At 73.8% G+C, this 14,980-nt stretch carries 19 protein-coding genes; 6 read left to right on the top strand and 13 right to left on the bottom strand.

The window, feature by feature from the left end; genetic code table 11:
- Positions 1–14: 14 nt before the first annotated feature.
- Positions 15–905, bottom strand: a complete 891-nt coding sequence (locus AB0F89_RS08450; protein ID WP_367134263.1) for a phosphoribosylaminoimidazolesuccinocarboxamide synthase — start codon at positions 903–905, stop codon at positions 15–17.
- A 62-nt stretch (positions 906–967) separates the two neighbouring features.
- Here AB0F89_RS08450 and AB0F89_RS08445 point away from each other — a divergent pair, with 62 nt between their 5' ends.
- The 4 genes from AB0F89_RS08445 to AB0F89_RS08430 all read left to right on the top strand — a co-directional run bounded on the left by AB0F89_RS08445 (position 968) and on the right by AB0F89_RS08430 (position 3,905).
- The gene (locus AB0F89_RS08445) at positions 968–1,819 is read left to right on the top strand and encodes an ABC transporter substrate-binding protein (RefSeq protein ID WP_367134261.1); all 852 of its coding nucleotides are present in this window, start codon (positions 968–970) and stop codon (positions 1,817–1,819) included.
- Positions 1,816–2,646, top strand: a complete 831-nt coding sequence (locus AB0F89_RS08440; RefSeq protein WP_367134259.1) for an amino acid ABC transporter permease — start codon at positions 1,816–1,818, stop codon at positions 2,644–2,646. Before AB0F89_RS08445 ends, AB0F89_RS08440 begins: the two co-directional genes overlap by 4 nt.
- Entirely contained in the window at positions 2,643–3,392 is a 750-nt protein-coding gene (locus AB0F89_RS08435) for an amino acid ABC transporter ATP-binding protein (RefSeq protein ID WP_367134257.1), read from the top strand. The genes AB0F89_RS08440 and AB0F89_RS08435 overlap by 4 nt, the downstream gene beginning before the upstream one ends.
- 72 nt (positions 3,393–3,464) lie before the next feature.
- Positions 3,465–3,905, top strand: coding sequence for a hypothetical protein (locus AB0F89_RS08430; protein WP_367134255.1), 441 nt, complete (start codon positions 3,465–3,467; stop codon positions 3,903–3,905).
- Positions 3,906–3,915: 10 nt separating this feature from the next.
- Here the strand turns inward: AB0F89_RS08430 and purB are convergent, their stop codons facing one another.
- The 6 genes from purB to AB0F89_RS08400 all read right to left on the bottom strand — a co-directional run bounded on the left by purB (position 3,916) and on the right by AB0F89_RS08400 (position 8,684).
- On the bottom strand, positions 3,916–5,349 hold the full coding sequence (purB, locus tag AB0F89_RS08425) for an adenylosuccinate lyase (protein WP_367134253.1): 1,434 nt from the start codon (positions 5,347–5,349) through the stop codon (positions 3,916–3,918).
- Between the two features lie 64 nt (positions 5,350–5,413).
- The gene (locus AB0F89_RS08420) at positions 5,414–6,181 is read right to left on the bottom strand and encodes a hypothetical protein (RefSeq protein ID WP_367134251.1); all 768 of its coding nucleotides are present in this window, start codon (positions 6,179–6,181) and stop codon (positions 5,414–5,416) included.
- Complete coding sequence (locus tag AB0F89_RS08415; protein WP_367134249.1) at positions 6,178–6,708, bottom strand: RNA polymerase sigma factor; 531 nt, start codon at positions 6,706–6,708, stop codon at positions 6,178–6,180. The genes AB0F89_RS08420 and AB0F89_RS08415 overlap by 4 nt, the downstream gene beginning before the upstream one ends.
- A 47-nt stretch (positions 6,709–6,755) precedes the next feature.
- Positions 6,756–7,340, bottom strand: a complete 585-nt coding sequence (locus tag AB0F89_RS08410) for a TetR/AcrR family transcriptional regulator (protein WP_367134247.1) — start codon at positions 7,338–7,340, stop codon at positions 6,756–6,758.
- 55 nt (positions 7,341–7,395) lie between these two features.
- Positions 7,396–8,148 carry a hypothetical protein gene (locus AB0F89_RS08405; protein WP_367134245.1) on the bottom strand — a complete coding sequence of 251 codons (753 nt, stop codon included), beginning with the start codon at positions 8,146–8,148 and terminating at the stop codon, positions 7,396–7,398.
- 17 nt (positions 8,149–8,165) lie between these two features.
- A complete protein-coding gene (locus AB0F89_RS08400) occupies positions 8,166–8,684 on the bottom strand; it encodes a SigE family RNA polymerase sigma factor (protein WP_367134243.1) in 519 nt (172 codons plus the stop codon).
- Between the two features lie 152 nt (positions 8,685–8,836).
- Here AB0F89_RS08400 and AB0F89_RS08395 point away from each other — a divergent pair, with 152 nt between their 5' ends.
- Positions 8,837–9,856: a low specificity L-threonine aldolase gene (locus AB0F89_RS08395; protein ID WP_367134240.1), complete on the top strand. Its 1,020-nt coding sequence runs from the start codon at positions 8,837–8,839 to the stop codon at positions 9,854–9,856.
- Between the two features lies 1 nt (position 9,857).
- Positions 9,858–9,989 (top strand): hypothetical protein, encoded by a 132-nt coding sequence (locus tag AB0F89_RS08390; protein ID WP_367134238.1) that lies wholly within the window; start codon positions 9,858–9,860, stop codon positions 9,987–9,989.
- A 52-nt stretch (positions 9,990–10,041) separates the two neighbouring features.
- Here AB0F89_RS08390 and AB0F89_RS08385 read toward each other — a convergent pair whose 3' ends face one another.
- The 6 genes from AB0F89_RS08385 to AB0F89_RS08360 all read right to left on the bottom strand — a co-directional run bounded on the left by AB0F89_RS08385 (position 10,042) and on the right by AB0F89_RS08360 (position 14,975).
- On the bottom strand, positions 10,042–10,785 hold the full coding sequence (locus tag AB0F89_RS08385) for a potassium channel family protein (RefSeq protein WP_367134236.1): 744 nt from the start codon (positions 10,783–10,785) through the stop codon (positions 10,042–10,044).
- 61 nt (positions 10,786–10,846) lie between these two features.
- The gene (locus AB0F89_RS08380; protein WP_367134234.1) at positions 10,847–11,020 is read right to left on the bottom strand and encodes a hypothetical protein; all 174 of its coding nucleotides are present in this window, start codon (positions 11,018–11,020) and stop codon (positions 10,847–10,849) included.
- 26 nt (positions 11,021–11,046) lie between these two features.
- The gene (locus AB0F89_RS08375) at positions 11,047–12,201 is read right to left on the bottom strand and encodes a pyridoxal phosphate-dependent aminotransferase (protein WP_367134232.1); all 1,155 of its coding nucleotides are present in this window, start codon (positions 12,199–12,201) and stop codon (positions 11,047–11,049) included.
- A gap of 65 nt (positions 12,202–12,266) precedes the next feature.
- The gene (locus tag AB0F89_RS08370; RefSeq protein ID WP_367134230.1) at positions 12,267–12,797 is read right to left on the bottom strand and encodes an ESX secretion-associated protein EspG; all 531 of its coding nucleotides are present in this window, start codon (positions 12,795–12,797) and stop codon (positions 12,267–12,269) included.
- Between the two features lie 104 nt (positions 12,798–12,901).
- Positions 12,902–13,669, bottom strand: coding sequence for an ESX secretion-associated protein EspG (locus AB0F89_RS08365; RefSeq protein WP_367134228.1), 768 nt, complete (start codon positions 13,667–13,669; stop codon positions 12,902–12,904).
- A 1-nt stretch (position 13,670) separates the two neighbouring features.
- Entirely contained in the window at positions 13,671–14,975 is a 1,305-nt protein-coding gene (locus tag AB0F89_RS08360; RefSeq protein WP_367134226.1) for a PPE domain-containing protein, read from the bottom strand.
- Positions 14,976–14,980: the final 5 nt, after the last annotated feature.

Raw genomic sequence — 14,980 nt, 5'->3', positions numbered from 1 at the left:
GCGGGCTCGGCGAACTATTCCGGGCTGGGCCAGTCCGCGAACGACCGCCCGGTGATCCGCTCGTACGCCTCCACGTACCGCGCGCGGGTGGCGGTCACGACGTCGTCGGGCAGCGGTGGCGGCGGGGTGTCGGACGCGCGGTCCCAGCCGGAGGCGGGCGAGGTCAGCCAGTCGCGCACGTACTGCTTGTCGAACGACGGCTGCACGCGGCCCGGCCGGTAGCCGTCCAGCGGCCAGTACCGCGACGAGTCCGGCGTCAGCACCTCGTCGCCGAGCACCAGCGCGCCGGACCGGTCCAGCCCGAACTCGAACTTCGTGTCGGCCAGGACGACCCCCCGCGACCGGGCGAACTCCCGCGCCGCGCCGTAGACCTCCAGCGTGGCGTCGCGCAGCCGCGCCGCCAGCGGGGCGCCCACCTGCGCCTCGACGTGCTCGAACGACACGTTCTCGTCGTGCGCCCCCAGCTCGGCCTTGGTGGCCGGCGTGAAGATCGGCGGCGCCAGCTCGGACGCCTCGACCAGCCCCGGCGGCAGCTCCACGCCGCACACCGACCCGGTCTGCCGGTACTCGGCCATGCCCGACCCGGTCAGGTAGCCGCGCGCCACGCACTCGACCTGGACCATCTCCAACCGGCGCACCAGCAGCGCCCGGCCACGCACCTCGGCGGGGATGCGCGGGTCGTCCCACGCCACCAGGTGGTTGGGCGCGAGGTCGGCGAACCGCTCGAACCAGAACACGCTCATGGCGGTCAGGACCCGGCCCTTGTCCGGGATCTCCGTGGTCAGCACGTGGTCGTAGGCGGAGATCCGGTCGGACGCCACGAACAGCAGCAGCTCGTCGTCCACCTCGTGGACCTGACGGACCTTGCCTGCGGCGACCTGTCGGTAGTCAGCGAGCTTGGGCACGCCCGAAGAGTACTTGTCCCAGGTCATGGGCGGGTCTTCCCTCCTGGGGCAAGATTCACCCCATGCGCGTACCCGGACTGATACTCGCCGTGACCGCCGGCCTCGCGGTCGCCTGCGCCCCCGCGGACCAGGCCACGCCACCGACCAACCAGGTGGACGGCGTGGCGTGCACGAAGGACAAGCTGCCCACCCTCACGCCGGGCAAGATCACCTTCGGCACGGACCAGCCGGTGTACGCGCCGTGGTTCGTCGACGACGACCCGACCAACGGCAAGGGCTTCGAGTCGGCGGTCGCCTACGCCCTGGCCGACGAGCTCGGCTACGCCAAGGGCGACGTCGTGTGGACGCGGGTGCCGTTCAACGCCGCCATCCAGCCCGGCAAGAAGACCTACGACATGGACCTGAACGAGTTCTCCATCACCGAGGAGCGCAGGAAGGTCGTCGACTTCTCCGCGCCGTACTACGACGTGGACCAGGCCGTGATCACGCTCAGCTCCTCCAAGGCGGCCTCGGTGAAGACGCTCGCGGAGCTGAAGCAGGTCAAGATCGGCGCCCAGGTCGGCACCACCAGCTTCGACGCCGCCCAGCGCCTCCAGCCCGAGCAGGACGTCGCGGTCTACAACACCAACGACGACGCCAAGGCCGCGCTGCGGGCCGGGCAGGTCGACGCGGTCGTCGTCGACCTGCCGACCGCGTTCTACATCACCAACGCCGAGCTGGAGGAGGGCCTGATCATCGGTCAGATCCCGGCGGGCGACGGCAAGCCCGAGCAGTTCGGCATCGTGCTGGACAAGGGCAGCCCGCTCACCCCGTGCGTGTCGACGGCGGTGGAGAACCTGCGCGCCGACGGCACGCTGGCCGCGATCGAGCAGGAGTGGCTGTCGGTCGCGGGCACCGCACCCGAGCTGAAGTGACGAGCGAGCTGCAGCGGGAGCGCTTGGCGTACAAGCGCTCCCGCTCGCGGCGGTCCACCCTGGTCGCCTTGCTGTCGACCGCCGCGTTCGCCGTCGCGGTCGGGGTCACCATCGCCCGCGCGCCGGGCTGGCCGCGCGTGCGGCAGTCGTTCTTCGACCCGGGTATCGCGTGGCGCTCGCTGCCCGCGATCCTGGAGGGGCTCTGGCTGAACCTGCGCGTGCTGGCCGTGTGCGGCGTGCTGATCCTGGTGCTCGCGCTGGGCGTGGCGGCGCTGCGCACCCTGCGCGGACCGGTGTGGTTCCCGCTGCGCGTGCTGGCCACGGCGTACGTGGACCTGTTCCGCGGCCTGCCGCTGATCATCCTGCTGTACCTGGTCGGGTTCGGCCTGCCCGCGCTGCGGCTGACCGGCGTGCCGAACGACGCCGTCGTGCTCGGCGGGGCGGCGCTCGTGCTGGCGTACACCGCGTACGTGGCCGAGGTGTTCCGCGCCGGGATCGAGTCGGTGCACCCGTCGCAGGTCGCGGCGGCGCGGTCGCTGGGCCTCGGTCCGCGCAAGACGCTGCGGCTGGTGGTGCTGCCGCAGGCCGTGCGGCGGGTGATGCCCGCGCTGCTGAACGACTTCGTCGCGCTGCAGAAGGACTGCGGGCTGATCTCCGTGCTCGGCGCGGTGGACGCGGTGCGGGCCGCGCAGATCGAGCAGTCCCGGGCGTTCAACTTCACCCCGTACGTGGTGGCCGGGCTGCTGTTCGTGTTGCTCGCGGTGCCGACGGCGCGGCTCGCCGACGCCCTGGGCCGCCGCCTGGAACGCCGCCAGGGGGGCCGATGACCGAGCCGGTGCTGAGCGTGCGCGGTCTGGTCAAGCGCTACGGCGACGCCACCGTGCTGGACGGGATCAGCCTCGACGTGCGCGAGCACGAGGTGGTCACCGTCATCGGGTCGTCGGGTTCGGGCAAGTCGACCCTGCTGCGCTGCGTGAACCTGCTGGAGGAGCTGGACGACGGCCAGGTGCTGCTCGACGGCGTCGACGTGTCCGACCCGCGGGTGGACGCCGACCGGGCCCGCCGCGGCATGGGCATCGTGTTCCAGGCGTTCAACCTGTTCCCGCACATGAGCGTGCTGGACAACATCACCCTCGCGCCGCGGGTGGTGCACGGCGTGCCGCGGGCCGAGGCCGAGCGCAACGCCCTCGACCTGCTGGACCGGGTCGGTCTCGCGGACCGGTCGGGCAGCTACCCGGAGCAGCTGTCCGGCGGGCAGCAGCAGCGGGTGGCGATCGCCAGGGCGCTGGCCTACGCGCCGCGGTTGCTGCTGCTGGACGAGATCACCAGCGCGCTGGACCCCGAGCTGGTCGGCGAGGTGCTGGCGCTGGTCCGGGAGCTGGCGGCGGCGGGCCGGACCATCCTGATGGCCACCCACGAGATGGGGTTCGCCCGCCAGGTCGCGGACCGGGTGGTGTTCCTCGACGGCGGCAGGCTGGTCGAGTCCGGTCCGCCCGAGCAGGTGCTGGGCGACCCGGTGCACCCGCGGACCCGGCAGTTCCTGCGCCGGATCGTCGACGCGGGCCGCCTCTGAGAGGTCCCACCATCAGGCCGCCAAGAGGACGCCACTTGGGGTATCGGACGAGTGCCCCCTACGCTGCATGCCGTGGTCCATCGGAAGGCATTCGCAGTGCCCGTCGCGGCGAGCGGTGGGTTGTTCCTGCTGCTCCTCACGGGTGCGTGCGCCAAGCCGTCGGCGAGCCCGGAGCCGGTGGTGCTCCCGACGACCTCCAGCTCGGCGCCGGTGACCTCGATCCCGGCGGTGGCGAACATCTTCGTGCAGCCGGTGGCGACCACCCCGCCACCGCCGCCGCCGACGGTCGCGGCCACCACCGAACCGCCGCCGCCACCACCGCCGCCACCGGCGCAGGTCGAGCCGGAGCCCGAGCCCACGGCGGCGCCGACCACGACGCCGCCCCGGTTCGACGAGGTGGCCCTGGAGGGCTTCCCGTGCCAGGAGGAGGGCGCGCGGGCGATCGACCCGGCGGGCCGCGACCTGGTGTGCACGCCGACCCGGCGGGGCCGCCTGACCTGGAAGCGGGGCTAGCCCGCCGGCCCTAGAGGATCGGCTCGGGCACGTAGCCCGCCGCGGCGGGGTAGTTCGCCAGCACGTCCTCGACCTGCCGCACGACGTCCTCGACCTGCTGCTCCGCCACGCCGGTGAACGACAGCCGGTCGGCCAGCAGCCCGTCCAGCGCGGCCCGGTCCAGCGGCAGCCGGTCGTCCCCGGCCAGCCGGTCGAGCAGGTCGTTCTCCGCCAGGCCCCGCTCGCGCATGGCCAGCGCCACCGCGACGGCGTGCTCCTTGATGGCCTCGTGCGCGGTCTCCCGGCCGACACCCGCGCGGACCGCCGCCATCAGCACCTTCGTGGTGGCCAGGAACGGCAGGTAGCGGTCCAGCTCGCGGGCGACGACCGCCGGGTACGCGCCGAACTCGTCCAGCACCGTGAGGAACGTCTCCAGCAGGCCGTCGAAGGCGAAGAACGCGTCCGGCAGCGCGACCCGGCGCACCACCGAGCACGACACGTCGCCCTCGTTCCACTGGTCGCCCGACAGCTCGCCGACCATGGACAGGTAGCCGCGCAGGACGACCGCGAAGCCGTTGACCCGCTCGCACGACCGGGTGTTCATCTTGTGCGGCATCGCGCTGGAGCCGACCTGGCCCGCCTTGAAGCCCTCGGTGACCAGTTCGTGGCCCGCCATCAGCCGGATCGTCTTGGCCAGCGACGACGGCCCGGCGGCCAGCTGCACCAGGGCGGACACGACGTCGAAGTCCAGCGACCGCGGGTAGACCTGGCCGACGCTGGTCAGCACGGTGGCGAAGCCGAGGTGGCCCGCGACCCGCCGCTCCAGGTCGACCAGCCGGTCCCGGTCGCCGCCGAGCAGGTCCAGCATGTCCTGGGCGGTGCCGACCGGGCCCTTGACGCCGCGCAGCGGGTAGCGGGCGATCAGCTCGTCCAGCCGGCGGAACGCCACCAGCAGCTCGTCCGCGGCGGTGGCGAAGCGCTTGCCGAGCGTGGTGGCCTGGGCGGCGACGTTGTGCGAGCGGCCCGCGAGCACCAGGTCGGTGTGCTCGGCGGCCCGGCGGGCGAGCCGGGCCAGCACGGCGGCGGTCTTGCCGCGCACGTGCTCCAGGGACCGCAGCACCTGCAGCTGCTCGACGTTCTCGGTGAGGTCGCGCGAGGTCATGCCCTTGTGCACGTGCTCGTGCCCGGCGAGCGCGTTGAACTCCTCGATGCGCGCCTTCACGTCGTGCCGGGTGACCCGCTCGCGCTCGGCGATGGACGCCAGGTCGACCCGCTCCACCACCCGCTCGTAGTCGGCGACGGCCTCGGCGGGCACGTCGACGCCCAGTTCGGCCTGCGCCCGCAGGACCGCGAGCCACAACCGCCGCTCCAGCACGACCTTGTGCTCGGCTGACCACAGCGTGGCCAGCTCGGTGGAGGCGTAGCGACCGGCGAGGACATTGGCGATGCGGGGCTTGACCGTCACGTGACCAGCATATTTCGCCCGGACGGGCGAGCCGACGCCGGGGAGCTCAGGGCGCGGTCAGCTGTCAGGGCGCGATCAGCTTCGGGTCGGTGGCCAGCTCGACCAGCTGGTCGATGGTCAGCGCCACCTCGGTCCGCAGCCTGCCGTCCCCGCCGGGGTCGCGGTCGTAGGCGGTGAACTGCACCACCGAGCCGTCCTGGCGGAAGTGCACGGCGGTGCGCGACCGGAGCTTCGCGCCGAGGTCGGTGGTCGCGGAGGTCGTGAGCCGACTGCCGTCCGGCCGGGGCTGCGGCTCACCGCACACGACGTCGGCGCAGAACGCCTCGACGGTCATCCCCACCGCCGGCGCGACCAGCCGCACCGCCACGTCCGCCACCCCCTCGCCGTCGATGAACCGCACCGTGCCGGTGAAGAAGCCGGGCGCCCCGTCGCGCGCCTGGTCGAACCCGGTGGTCAGCACCTTCGCGTGCGGCACGACCTGGCCGAACCGCAGGCGCAGGTACTCCGAGAGGAGCGCCGTGGAGCCGTCCTCGGCCCGCGTCGGCGCCGGGGTCACCACCACCGGTGGCCGCGGCGCGGAGGCCGCGGGTGACGCCGTGGTCGTCAGCACCGGCCCGGCCGCCGCGTCGACCGCGTCCCGCCGGTCGAGCACGCCGGGCAGGGACAGCACGGTCCCGGTGAGGGCGAGCGTCGCCACCGCCACCGCCACCAGCGCGCGACGCCGCCGCCGCGCGTCCTGCGCCCGCCGGATCAGCGCGTCCGCGTCGAAGTCGAGCGGCGGCTCGTCGCCGACCGCGGCCCGCAGCCCGTCACGCAGGTCCGCCTCGCTCATGACGCCACCACCGCACCCCGCTCCAACCGCTCGACCGCCGCGCGCAGCGCCACCAGCCCGCGCGCCGTCTGGCTCTTGACCGTGCCCTCGGTGCAGCCCATCACCACGGCGACCTCCTGCACCGGCAGGTCCTCGAAGTACCGCAGCACCAGCACCGCCCGCTGCCTCGGCGGCACCCGCAGCAGCGCCGCGTGCACGAGGTCCCGCGCCCACAGCTGCTCACCCGCCCGCTCCGGGTCGGCGGCCGAGTCGGCCACGTCCGGCACCTCGCCGTCGCGCTGCTCGGCCCGCCGCCACGGCCTGCGCTTCTCGTCCAGCCACGTGCGCAGCAGCACCTTGCGGGCGTACCCCGAGGCGTTGTCGCGCCACTCGATCCGGTGCCACGCCTGGTACAGCTTGAGCAGGCTGGCCTGCATCAGGTCCTCGGCCGTGTGCCAGTCGCCGCAGAACAGGTAGGCGGTGCGCCGCAGGGAGGCGGCGTGGCCCACCGCGAACTCACGGAAGCCCTGCTCGTCCGCCTCGCGCATGCCAACGGTCCCCTTCCAGCCCCCCACCCTCCTTCACGCGGTGGGGGTCAGCGGGGTTGCATCGACTTGCGCAGCATCCGCCGGGCCGCCGCCCTGGGGTCCGGGCTGATCTCGATCAGCGCGTTCACCACGGCGCCGTCGACCAGCGCGATCAGCTCCTCCACGCGCTCCCGGGTGACCGGCTGGCCCGCGCGGGTGAAGATGTCGAACAGCAGGGAGTGCAGCTCGCCGGACAGCTCGCGCATCAGCGGTCGCAGGTAGGGCCGCCGACCGGTGGCGACCAGGCGTTCGTAGCGCAGCAGCACGGCCTCCGCGTCGCCCTCGCCGGACGGGCCGAGCAGCAGGTCCAGCACGAGCTCGACGAACGCGTCGCCGCCGCACTCGCGCGGGTCCAGCTCGTCCAGCCGGGCCTTGCCGTAGGCCAGCTCGGCGGTGCCGTGGAACTCCAGCGCGGCGGTGACCAGGTCGTCCAGCGAGTCGAAGTAGTACGTGGTCGAGGCCAGCGGCAGGCCCGCGCGCTCGGCGACGGCGCGGTGCCGGATCGCGTCGAAGCCGCCGTCGACCAGGAGGCCGGCGGCCGCTTCGACCAGCGCCTGGCGCCGGCGCTCACCCTTCGGCGTTGCGGCTGTCATTGCAGGAAAGGTACTAGTGCCCGCGACCGGTCACGGCGACGCTCGCCCGCACGGCTCAGAGCCGGGCCGCGAGCCGTTCGGCCAGCGCCGGCAGCCGGTCCTCGAACGGGCCGCCGGCCGAGCCGCCGTCGGACCGGCTGATCACGTGCAGCTCCTCGCCGCCGGGCGTCTTCGCCGACGCGGACGCGGAGCCGGGGTCCGGCGCCAACCCGGTCGTGCCGACCGGCGCGATCACCGCCGACACCGTGCCGCGGGCATCGCCGTCGCGCACCGGGAAGCTCGCCCCGCGCGCGCCGTCCGGGCAGTTCGCCACCGGCGGCGCGGCCTGGTCGGAGTTGGCGACCGAGAGCTCGTCGGCGAGGGCGACGGCGAGCTCCCGGTCCACCTCAACGCACCCGCGTTGGGCGCTGCCGACCGACGTGCGGTCGGCGCTCCCCGATGGCTCGTCCCCCTGCGTAGACGGGTCTTCGGGGATGTTCATGGGCGGTGTTCCACCGCTGCGGTCCGGTGCCGCGTCCTTCGGCGCCAACTCCGGCTCGCCCGCGCTGAAAGGTGTGACGTTAAGGGACGAGGCGTCCTGAGCGGAACCCGCGACGGACGTGTTGTCCGAGTTGTCCAGGAGGCCGGCGGTGACGGCCACGCCGCCGAGCACGAGCACGAGGGCCATCGCCGAGCCGAACGCGACCGCCGAACGCCGCCGCGCCGTCGCCCGGACCGACGCCGACCGCACGCTCGCCACGTCGAAGGACGGTGGCGGCGCGTCCCCGGCCGCGTCGCGGAACAGCTCCGCGAGCTTGTGCTCGTCCACCTACCTCCCCCTCCCGCTCACGACGCCGGCCGCAAGTCGTCGATCGTGTCGCCCAACGCCTCGCGCAGGGCTTCCAGGCCCCGTGAGGTCTGGCTCTTCACCGTGCCCTCGGAGCACCCCAGCGCCTCGGCCGCCGCCGCCACGTCCAGGCCCTCCAGGAACCTCAGCACGAGCACCGCCCGCTGCCTGGGCGGCACCCGCCGCAAGCCCGCGACCAGCGCCTCGCGCGTCGCCACCGAGTCCGCGACCTCGCCGTCGTTCGAGGGCGTCTCCGGGACCTCGTCCACGAAGCGCTCCCGCCGCCACGGCCGCCGTGACTCGTCGATCACCGCGCGCACCAGGCTGCGGCGGACGTAGGCGTCCAGGGCCTGCTTGTCCCGGACCTTGCGCCACCTGCGGTGCAACGCGACGAACGCGGTCTGCGCGAAGTCGTCCGCCCGGTGCCAGTCACCACAGAGCAGGAACGCCGTTCGGCGCACGGCCTCCCGGCGAGCTGCGAAGTACTCCGCGAACTCCTGCTCGTCGCGCTGATCCACGCGGACTCTCTCCGCTCCTCGTGCTTGCACCTACCGGACGGAACCGACGGGGTCCACGGTTGCACGCCGGTCCTCGGAGACCTGCGTCACCCCCATCGTGGTACCGCCGACGCGGCTGGGTCAGGGCTTGCCCGGTGTGATGTGATCCATTCGTGACCCAGCTCTCGCCGCTCGACTTCCGCTCCGACACCGTCACCCAGCCGGATGAGGCCATGAGACTGGCCATGTCCAGGGCCGAGGTCGCCGACGACGTGCTCGACCACGACCCCACGATGCGGCTGCTCGAAGAGCGGGTCGCGGAGGCGCTGGGCGTCGAGGCGGCGCTGTGGGTGCCGTCGGGGTCGATGGGCAACCTCATCGCGCTGACCGTGCACCTGCGGCCCGGCGACCGGTTCCTGGCGCCGCGCGGCGCCCACGTGCTCGACAACGAGCTGGGCACGGCGGCGTGGATCGCGGGCGGCATGCCGCACCCGCTGGAGTGCGACGCGGGCCCCGGCCGGGCGTCACCCGACGCGATCCGCGCGGCGGCGGGCGCGGCCGGGCCGTACTACGCGCTGCGCACGACGCTGTTGTGCCTGGAGAACACGCACAACGCGGCCGGTGGGGCCGTGACGCAGCCCGACGAGCACGCGCTGCTGGTGTCGGCGGCGAAGGAGACCGGCCTCCGGGTGCACCTGGACGGCGCGCGGCTGTGGAACGCGGCCGTGGCGCTCGGGCTGCCGCCCGCGGCCCTGACCGTCGGGGTGGACACGGTGCAGGTGTGCCTGTCCAAGGGCCTCGGCGCGCCGGTCGGGTCGGTGGTGGCCGGGTCGACGTCGTTCGTGGCCGAGGCGCGGCGGGTGCGCAAGATGCTCGGCGGCGGCGTGCGGCAGGGCGGTGTGCTGGCGGCGGCGGGCCTGGTCGGGCTGGGTCGCGTCGACGACCTGGCGCGGGACCACCAGAACGCGCGGGCGCTGGCGCGCGGCCTGGCGGAGCTGGACTGGCAGGTGGACGAGCCGGAGACCAACATCGTGCTGGCCGGCGTGCCGGACCTGGAGGTGACGCTGACCGGGCTGCGGCACCTCGGCGTGTTCGCCGGGCCGATGTCGGGCAAGGTGCGGTTCGTGCTGCACCGCGACGTGGGCGCGGAGGACGTGGCGGAGGCGTTGCGCCGGATCGGGTCGGTGAGCTGACGTGCGCTGGGTGGTGTTCGACTGCGGCGAGGTGGTCAGCGAGCCGACGGCGGAGCTGCCGGTGCCGGCCGAGCGGCTGACCGGGGTGGTGTGGGAGGGTCCCGCGCACGCGCGGCGGGTGCTCTCGGCTTAGCGGCCCCTGGGGTCGGCGGGTCAGGTGGCCGGTGGGTCCCCGGGTCAGCCGCTCAGCGGGTCTTCGCCGCGCGCAGCTCCTCGCGCAGCTCGGCCAGCTCCGCCCGGACCAGGCGCAGCTCGGCCGCGGTGACCTGCTCGGCCTCGGTCACCGACTCCTCGACCCCGCTCAGCCGGTCGACCAACCAGGACGCGATCGTGCCGGTGATGACGCCCAGCAGGGCGATGCCGCCGATCATCAGCAGCGCGGCGACCAGCCGGCCCTCCCAGGTGACGGGGTAGCGGTCGCCGTAACCGACGGTGGAGATGGTGGTCAGCGTCCACCACGTGGCGTCGCCGAACGTGGTGATGGTGGCGTCCGGGTGGTGGCGCTCCGCGTCCAGCACGGCCAGCGAGGCGCACAGGCCGACCAGGAGGGTGACGCCCGCGGCGTACACGCCCACGCGCTGCCGGAACCTGCCCGCGAACCGCTTGTTGAGCACCTTGAGCGCGGTGATCAGCCGCAGCACGCGCAGCTGGCGCATCATCGGCAGCAGGACCGCCAGCAGGTCGAGCAGGTGGCTCGACAGGAACCTGCGCTTGTCGGCGGCCAGGGCGAGGCGGGCGGCGTAGTCCACCGCGAAGATCAGCCAGATCAGCCAGAGGACGACCTCCAGCACGCCGTGCAGACCGGCGGTGGCGCGGTCGTCGAGGACCTGCCAGGCGTAGGCCACCACGAAGAGGACGGCCAGGCCCGTCATCGGCCACTCGGCGCGGCGCTCCCACCGGTCCAGGCGGCGCTCATCGGTCGCGGACACCGACCCATGGTGCGGGCCGGTTCGACGTTTTTCCAGCTCGCGAGAAATATTTGAAGAGTTTTCAGGGGCCCTTGATGCCCTTGGGCCGCTTGCCGCTCTTGATCGCGCCGTACGCGGCCGTGCCCAGGAAGAGCACGCCACCGATGATCGCGAGCCAGAAGGCCCCCTTGATCACGGCGCCGAGCACCGAGATCACGAGCCAGGCCGCGAGCAGCCACAGGATTATTCGGACCATGCCCCTCGAACGACCGGCCGGCGCGATCAGTTCCCCGGCAGCCAGGCGCCCATCCGCCGCAGCGCCTCCTCCACGTCCCGGCCGGACCCGGCGAAGGAGAGCCGGATGAACTCGTGCCCGCGCACCGGGTCGAAGTCGATGCCCGGCACGATCGCGACGCCCGTGTCGTCCAGCAGCCGGCGGCAGAAGTCCGTCGAGTCGTCGGTCAGGTGCGAGACGTCGGCGTAGGCGTAGAACGCGCCGTCGGCCGGGGCCACCCTGTCGATGCCGAGGTCGGCCAGGCCCTTGAGCAGCACGTCCCGGTTGAGGCGGTACCCCTCGACCAGGTGCTCGGTCCGCGCGTAGGACTCGGGCTCGAACGCCGCGACGGCCGCGTGCTGGGCCAGCGCGGGCGGGCAGAGGGTGAAGTTGCCCGTCAGCCGGTCCACCGCGCGGCGCAGGTCGGGCGGCAGCAGCAGCCACCCCAGCCGCCAGCCGGTCATCGCGAACGCCTTGGAGAAGGAGTTGACCACGACGGAGTCGCGCGAGGTCTGCCAGGCGGACGCGAGCGGCGTGCCGTAGCTGATGCCGTGGTAGATCTCGTCGCTGACCAGCCGCACGCCGCGCTCCGCGCACCAGCCGGTCAGCCCGGCCAGCTCGTCGGGGGCCAGCGCGGCGCCGGTCGGGTTCGCCGGGCTGGCGACCACCAACCCGGCCAGCGGACCGGCGTCCTCCAGCATCGCCACCGTCGGCTGGAACCGGGTCTCCGGCCCGCAGGCCAGCTCGACCACCTCGCAGCCCAGCGCCCGGAGGATGTTGCGGTAGGCGGGGTAGCCGGGCCGGGCCAGCGCGACCCGGTCGCCCGCCTCGAAGGCGGCGAGGAACGCCAGCAGGAACCCACCGGAGGAGCCGGTGGTCACCACGACGTCGTCCGCCGAGACGTCGAGGCCGTACTGCCGGTGGTAGTGCCCGGCCAGGGCTTCGCGCAGCTCCACGATGCCCAGCTGCTCGGTGTAGCCCAGGGTCTGCTCGCGCAGCGCGCGGTGGGCCGCTTCCAGCACGGGCGCGGGCGCCGGGCTGGACGGCTGCCCGGCCGCCAGCGACACCACGTCCCCCACCAGCCGCTGCCGCCGTGCCGCGGCGGACAGCACCTCCATCACGTGGAAGGGGGGCACGTCGGCACGAGCGGAGACACCCAGCATGCCGGCCAGGCTAATCGACCGGACGGCGAATATCGCTGGTCACCGGCATGGTCCGGGTCACGTGGTCAGCCGGGGAACCCGCTCAGCAACCCGGCGATCCCGGCCCGCAGCCCGGCCGGGTCGGTCGGACCGTGGAAGTCGACCACGTCCGCCGCCCGCGTGCGCCGCCCGCTCCGGTCGATCGCGGCCGCGCCGAACCGGCCGCTCAGGTCCGGCCCGCCGACCCGGCCGCCCGGCAGTTCCGGCAGGAGCCCGATCAGCGCGTCGGCGAGGTCGGCCGCCACCTCCCGCACGGTGAGCACGTCCCGGGTCAGCACGGCGAGCACCGACCCGGAACCGGTGGGCGCGGCCAGCGCGCGCACCGCGGTGGTGCCGAGGCCGAGCCGCAGGTCCGCCGAGCGCGGTGGGTGGGCGATGAGCTTGAACACCGCGCCCAGCCACGGGTCCAGCTCACCGCCGCGGGCCAGGCCCTGGTCGGCGAGGTGGTCCCACGGGGCGGGTTCGTCCTGGACGTGCAGGACGTACGGCATCGCGCCGAGGTCGAGGTGTTCCCAGGCGGTGCGGAACGCGGTCGCGCTCAGTGTCGCAGTGGTCACCAGACGTCACTCCCGAATGACGGCGGGCATCGCTCCGGCTCCCCGGGCCCGCAGGGAACTGACGTCGGTGGACACGTCCGGGTTCCGCTCCGCCGTGCCGGAACTCAGACCTCTTGCAGCAGCTCCCAGACGCACGCGGCGAGGCGGGCGTTGTCGATGGGGGTGATGGTGCTCCAGCTGCGGCCGTCCGAACTGGGCCGGACCTGGTGCAGGTAGCGGCCGGACGGCGTGTCGTGCCAGGCGACGACGCGGTCGGCGCGCACCGGCGGCCCGCCCTGCCGGGCGCGTTCGACGCCGAACTGGCCGCGGGTGCCCATCCCGTCGCACATGCCGGCCAGCTCCTGCGCCTCGTGCAGCGGCAACCCGTGCCGCTCCAGCGCCAGCACCAGCCTCTCCGCGTCCCGCCCGGCCTCCTCCGACGCCACGCGCAGCAGGTCGTTCGGCAGGCTGATCGACCGCCCGTACCCGGCGCGCGCCTCACCGGCGACCGACACGGCCGACTCGGCCAGGGCACTGGCCCGCGACTCGATCAGCCACACCTCGTCGCCGTCCACCACGGCGAGCACCCCGTCGTCACCGGCCGCCGCCGCCAGGCCCTTGATCTTGCGGCGGTCGACCCAGATCCAGAGGTCGATCGACACCTGCGGGTTGGCCAGCAGCGCGAACGCGTCGGCCAGCTCGGGCGTCACCCGCCGGTTCCCCGCCAGCCCGCGGTCGGCCATCGACTGCCACGCCTGCTCGACCAGCACGGCGCGCTCGGTGTGCGTGGTGCCCGGGCTCGGCACGTCCAGCGCGACGTTGCGCCTGGCCAGTCGCTCACCTTCCCACGCGACGTCGAACTCCAGCGTGGACAGGACAACCGTGCCGCTCACTTCACTTCTTCTCGGGCTCGTCGTCGCCGATGACCGACTGCACGACCATCCGCTCGTCGCCGAAGACGTCGTCGGAGTCGACGCCGTACTTGCGGACGTGCTCGCCGTCCTCCTCGCCGGGACCGCCCTTGGCGCTGGCCGCCGGCTGCAGCATCGAGGCGCCGGCGCCCGCCTTGCCCGCCGCGCCACCCGCCGCACCGCGACCGGGGGCGCGCTCGTCGGGGTCGATGGCGCCGATCGTCGCGGAGATGCCGGGCTTCCCGGTCAGCGCGCCGGGCATGCCGGGCACACCGCCCTTGCCCGCCGCGCCGCCGCCGCCCGCGCCCTTGGCGCCGGCCGGCCCCTCGGGCGCCTTGCCACCGGCCGTGGCCGGGCCGGCGTTCCGGACGACCTGCCCACCGCGCGCCTGCGTCGCCGCGAGCCCCAGCCCGAGCCCACCGGCGATGCCGAGCCCGAGCCCCAGCCCGAAGTTCGACCCGCCGACCTTCCCCAGCGCGGCCGGCGGCAGGACCGTCGGCGCACCGGGGGTGTTGGGCAGCAACCCGGTCGACCCACCGGGCAACTGGCCGGGCAGCTGACCCGGCAACTGCGGCGGCAACCCGATCGAACCGCCGCCGGGCAGCTGACCGGCCCCACCGGGCAGCCCGCCGGGCAGGCCACCACCCGGCACACCACCGGGAACCCCGGGCACCGGCCCACCGAACTGCCCCACCGCCGCCACCGGCGTGCCGACGCTGGACACCGCCGTCACCTCGAACTGCGGCGGCTTGTTCATACCCTGGTACTGGTTCAGCGCGTCCCGGCTGGCCTCGGTGTACTGGTCGAGCCCCCGGATCGTCTGCTCGCGCGCCGCCTGCGTCGCCTTGACCTCTTTGGCGTGGTCGGTCTCGTACCCGAAGAACCCACCGACCTTGTCGCCGAAGTTGGTCTCGGTGTCCCCGCGCAACTGCTGGGGCTCGGGCATGGCGTGGCGCGTCTGGCTGTAGGTGGCGCTCTGCGTCGCGGTGGCCTTGGAGTTCTGCTGGGCGGCGTCGGTGCCGGAGGTCGCCACGTCGGCGGACACGGTCGTCGCCTTGCCCGCGTTGTCACCGGCCGCGCCCTGCCACGCGATGCCGAGCTTCTTCAGCTCTTCCCGCAGCACGTGGTCGGTCTCGTCCAGCGTGGAGGCGAGCTGGCGCAACGCGTGCGACGCGTCGCTGAACCGCTGGGCCGCGTCACCCTGCTGGAACTGCCCGACCAGCTCGGCCAGCCCGGAGTTGGTGTACCCCTCGAAGCGGTGGTCGGTGATCTGCCTGAAGCCGCCCATACCTC

It is taken from the genome of Saccharothrix sp. HUAS TT1 (assembly GCF_040744945.1).
In the GTDB taxonomy this organism is placed as follows: Bacteria; Actinomycetota; Actinomycetes; order Mycobacteriales; family Pseudonocardiaceae; genus Actinosynnema.
The sequence above is the reverse complement of the archived record's forward strand: the minus strand, read 5'-3'. Positions and strand labels throughout refer to the sequence as shown.

Coding starts and splice junctions, on each gene's coding strand:
- AB0F89_RS08410 (WP_367134247.1), bottom strand. CDS start 7,340: ATGACAGCCGCAACGCCGAAGGGTGAGCGCCGGCGCCAGGCGCTGGTC.
- AB0F89_RS08445 (WP_367134261.1), top strand. CDS start 968: ATGCGCGTACCCGGACTGATACTCGCCGTGACCGCCGGCCTCGCGGTC.
- AB0F89_RS08415 (WP_367134249.1), bottom strand. CDS start 6,708: ATGCGCGAGGCGGACGAGCAGGGCTTCCGTGAGTTCGCGGTGGGCCAC.
- AB0F89_RS08435 (WP_367134257.1), top strand. CDS start 2,643: ATGACCGAGCCGGTGCTGAGCGTGCGCGGTCTGGTCAAGCGCTACGGC.
- AB0F89_RS08375 (WP_367134232.1), bottom strand. CDS start 12,201: ATGCTGGGTGTCTCCGCTCGTGCCGACGTGCCCCCCTTCCACGTGATG.
- AB0F89_RS08420 (WP_367134251.1), bottom strand. CDS start 6,181: ATGAGCGAGGCGGACCTGCGTGACGGGCTGCGGGCCGCGGTCGGCGAC.
- AB0F89_RS08360 (WP_367134226.1), bottom strand. CDS start 14,975: ATGGGCGGCTTCAGGCAGATCACCGACCACCGCTTCGAGGGGTACACC.
- AB0F89_RS08380 (WP_367134234.1), bottom strand. CDS start 11,020: ATGGTCCGAATAATCCTGTGGCTGCTCGCGGCCTGGCTCGTGATCTCG.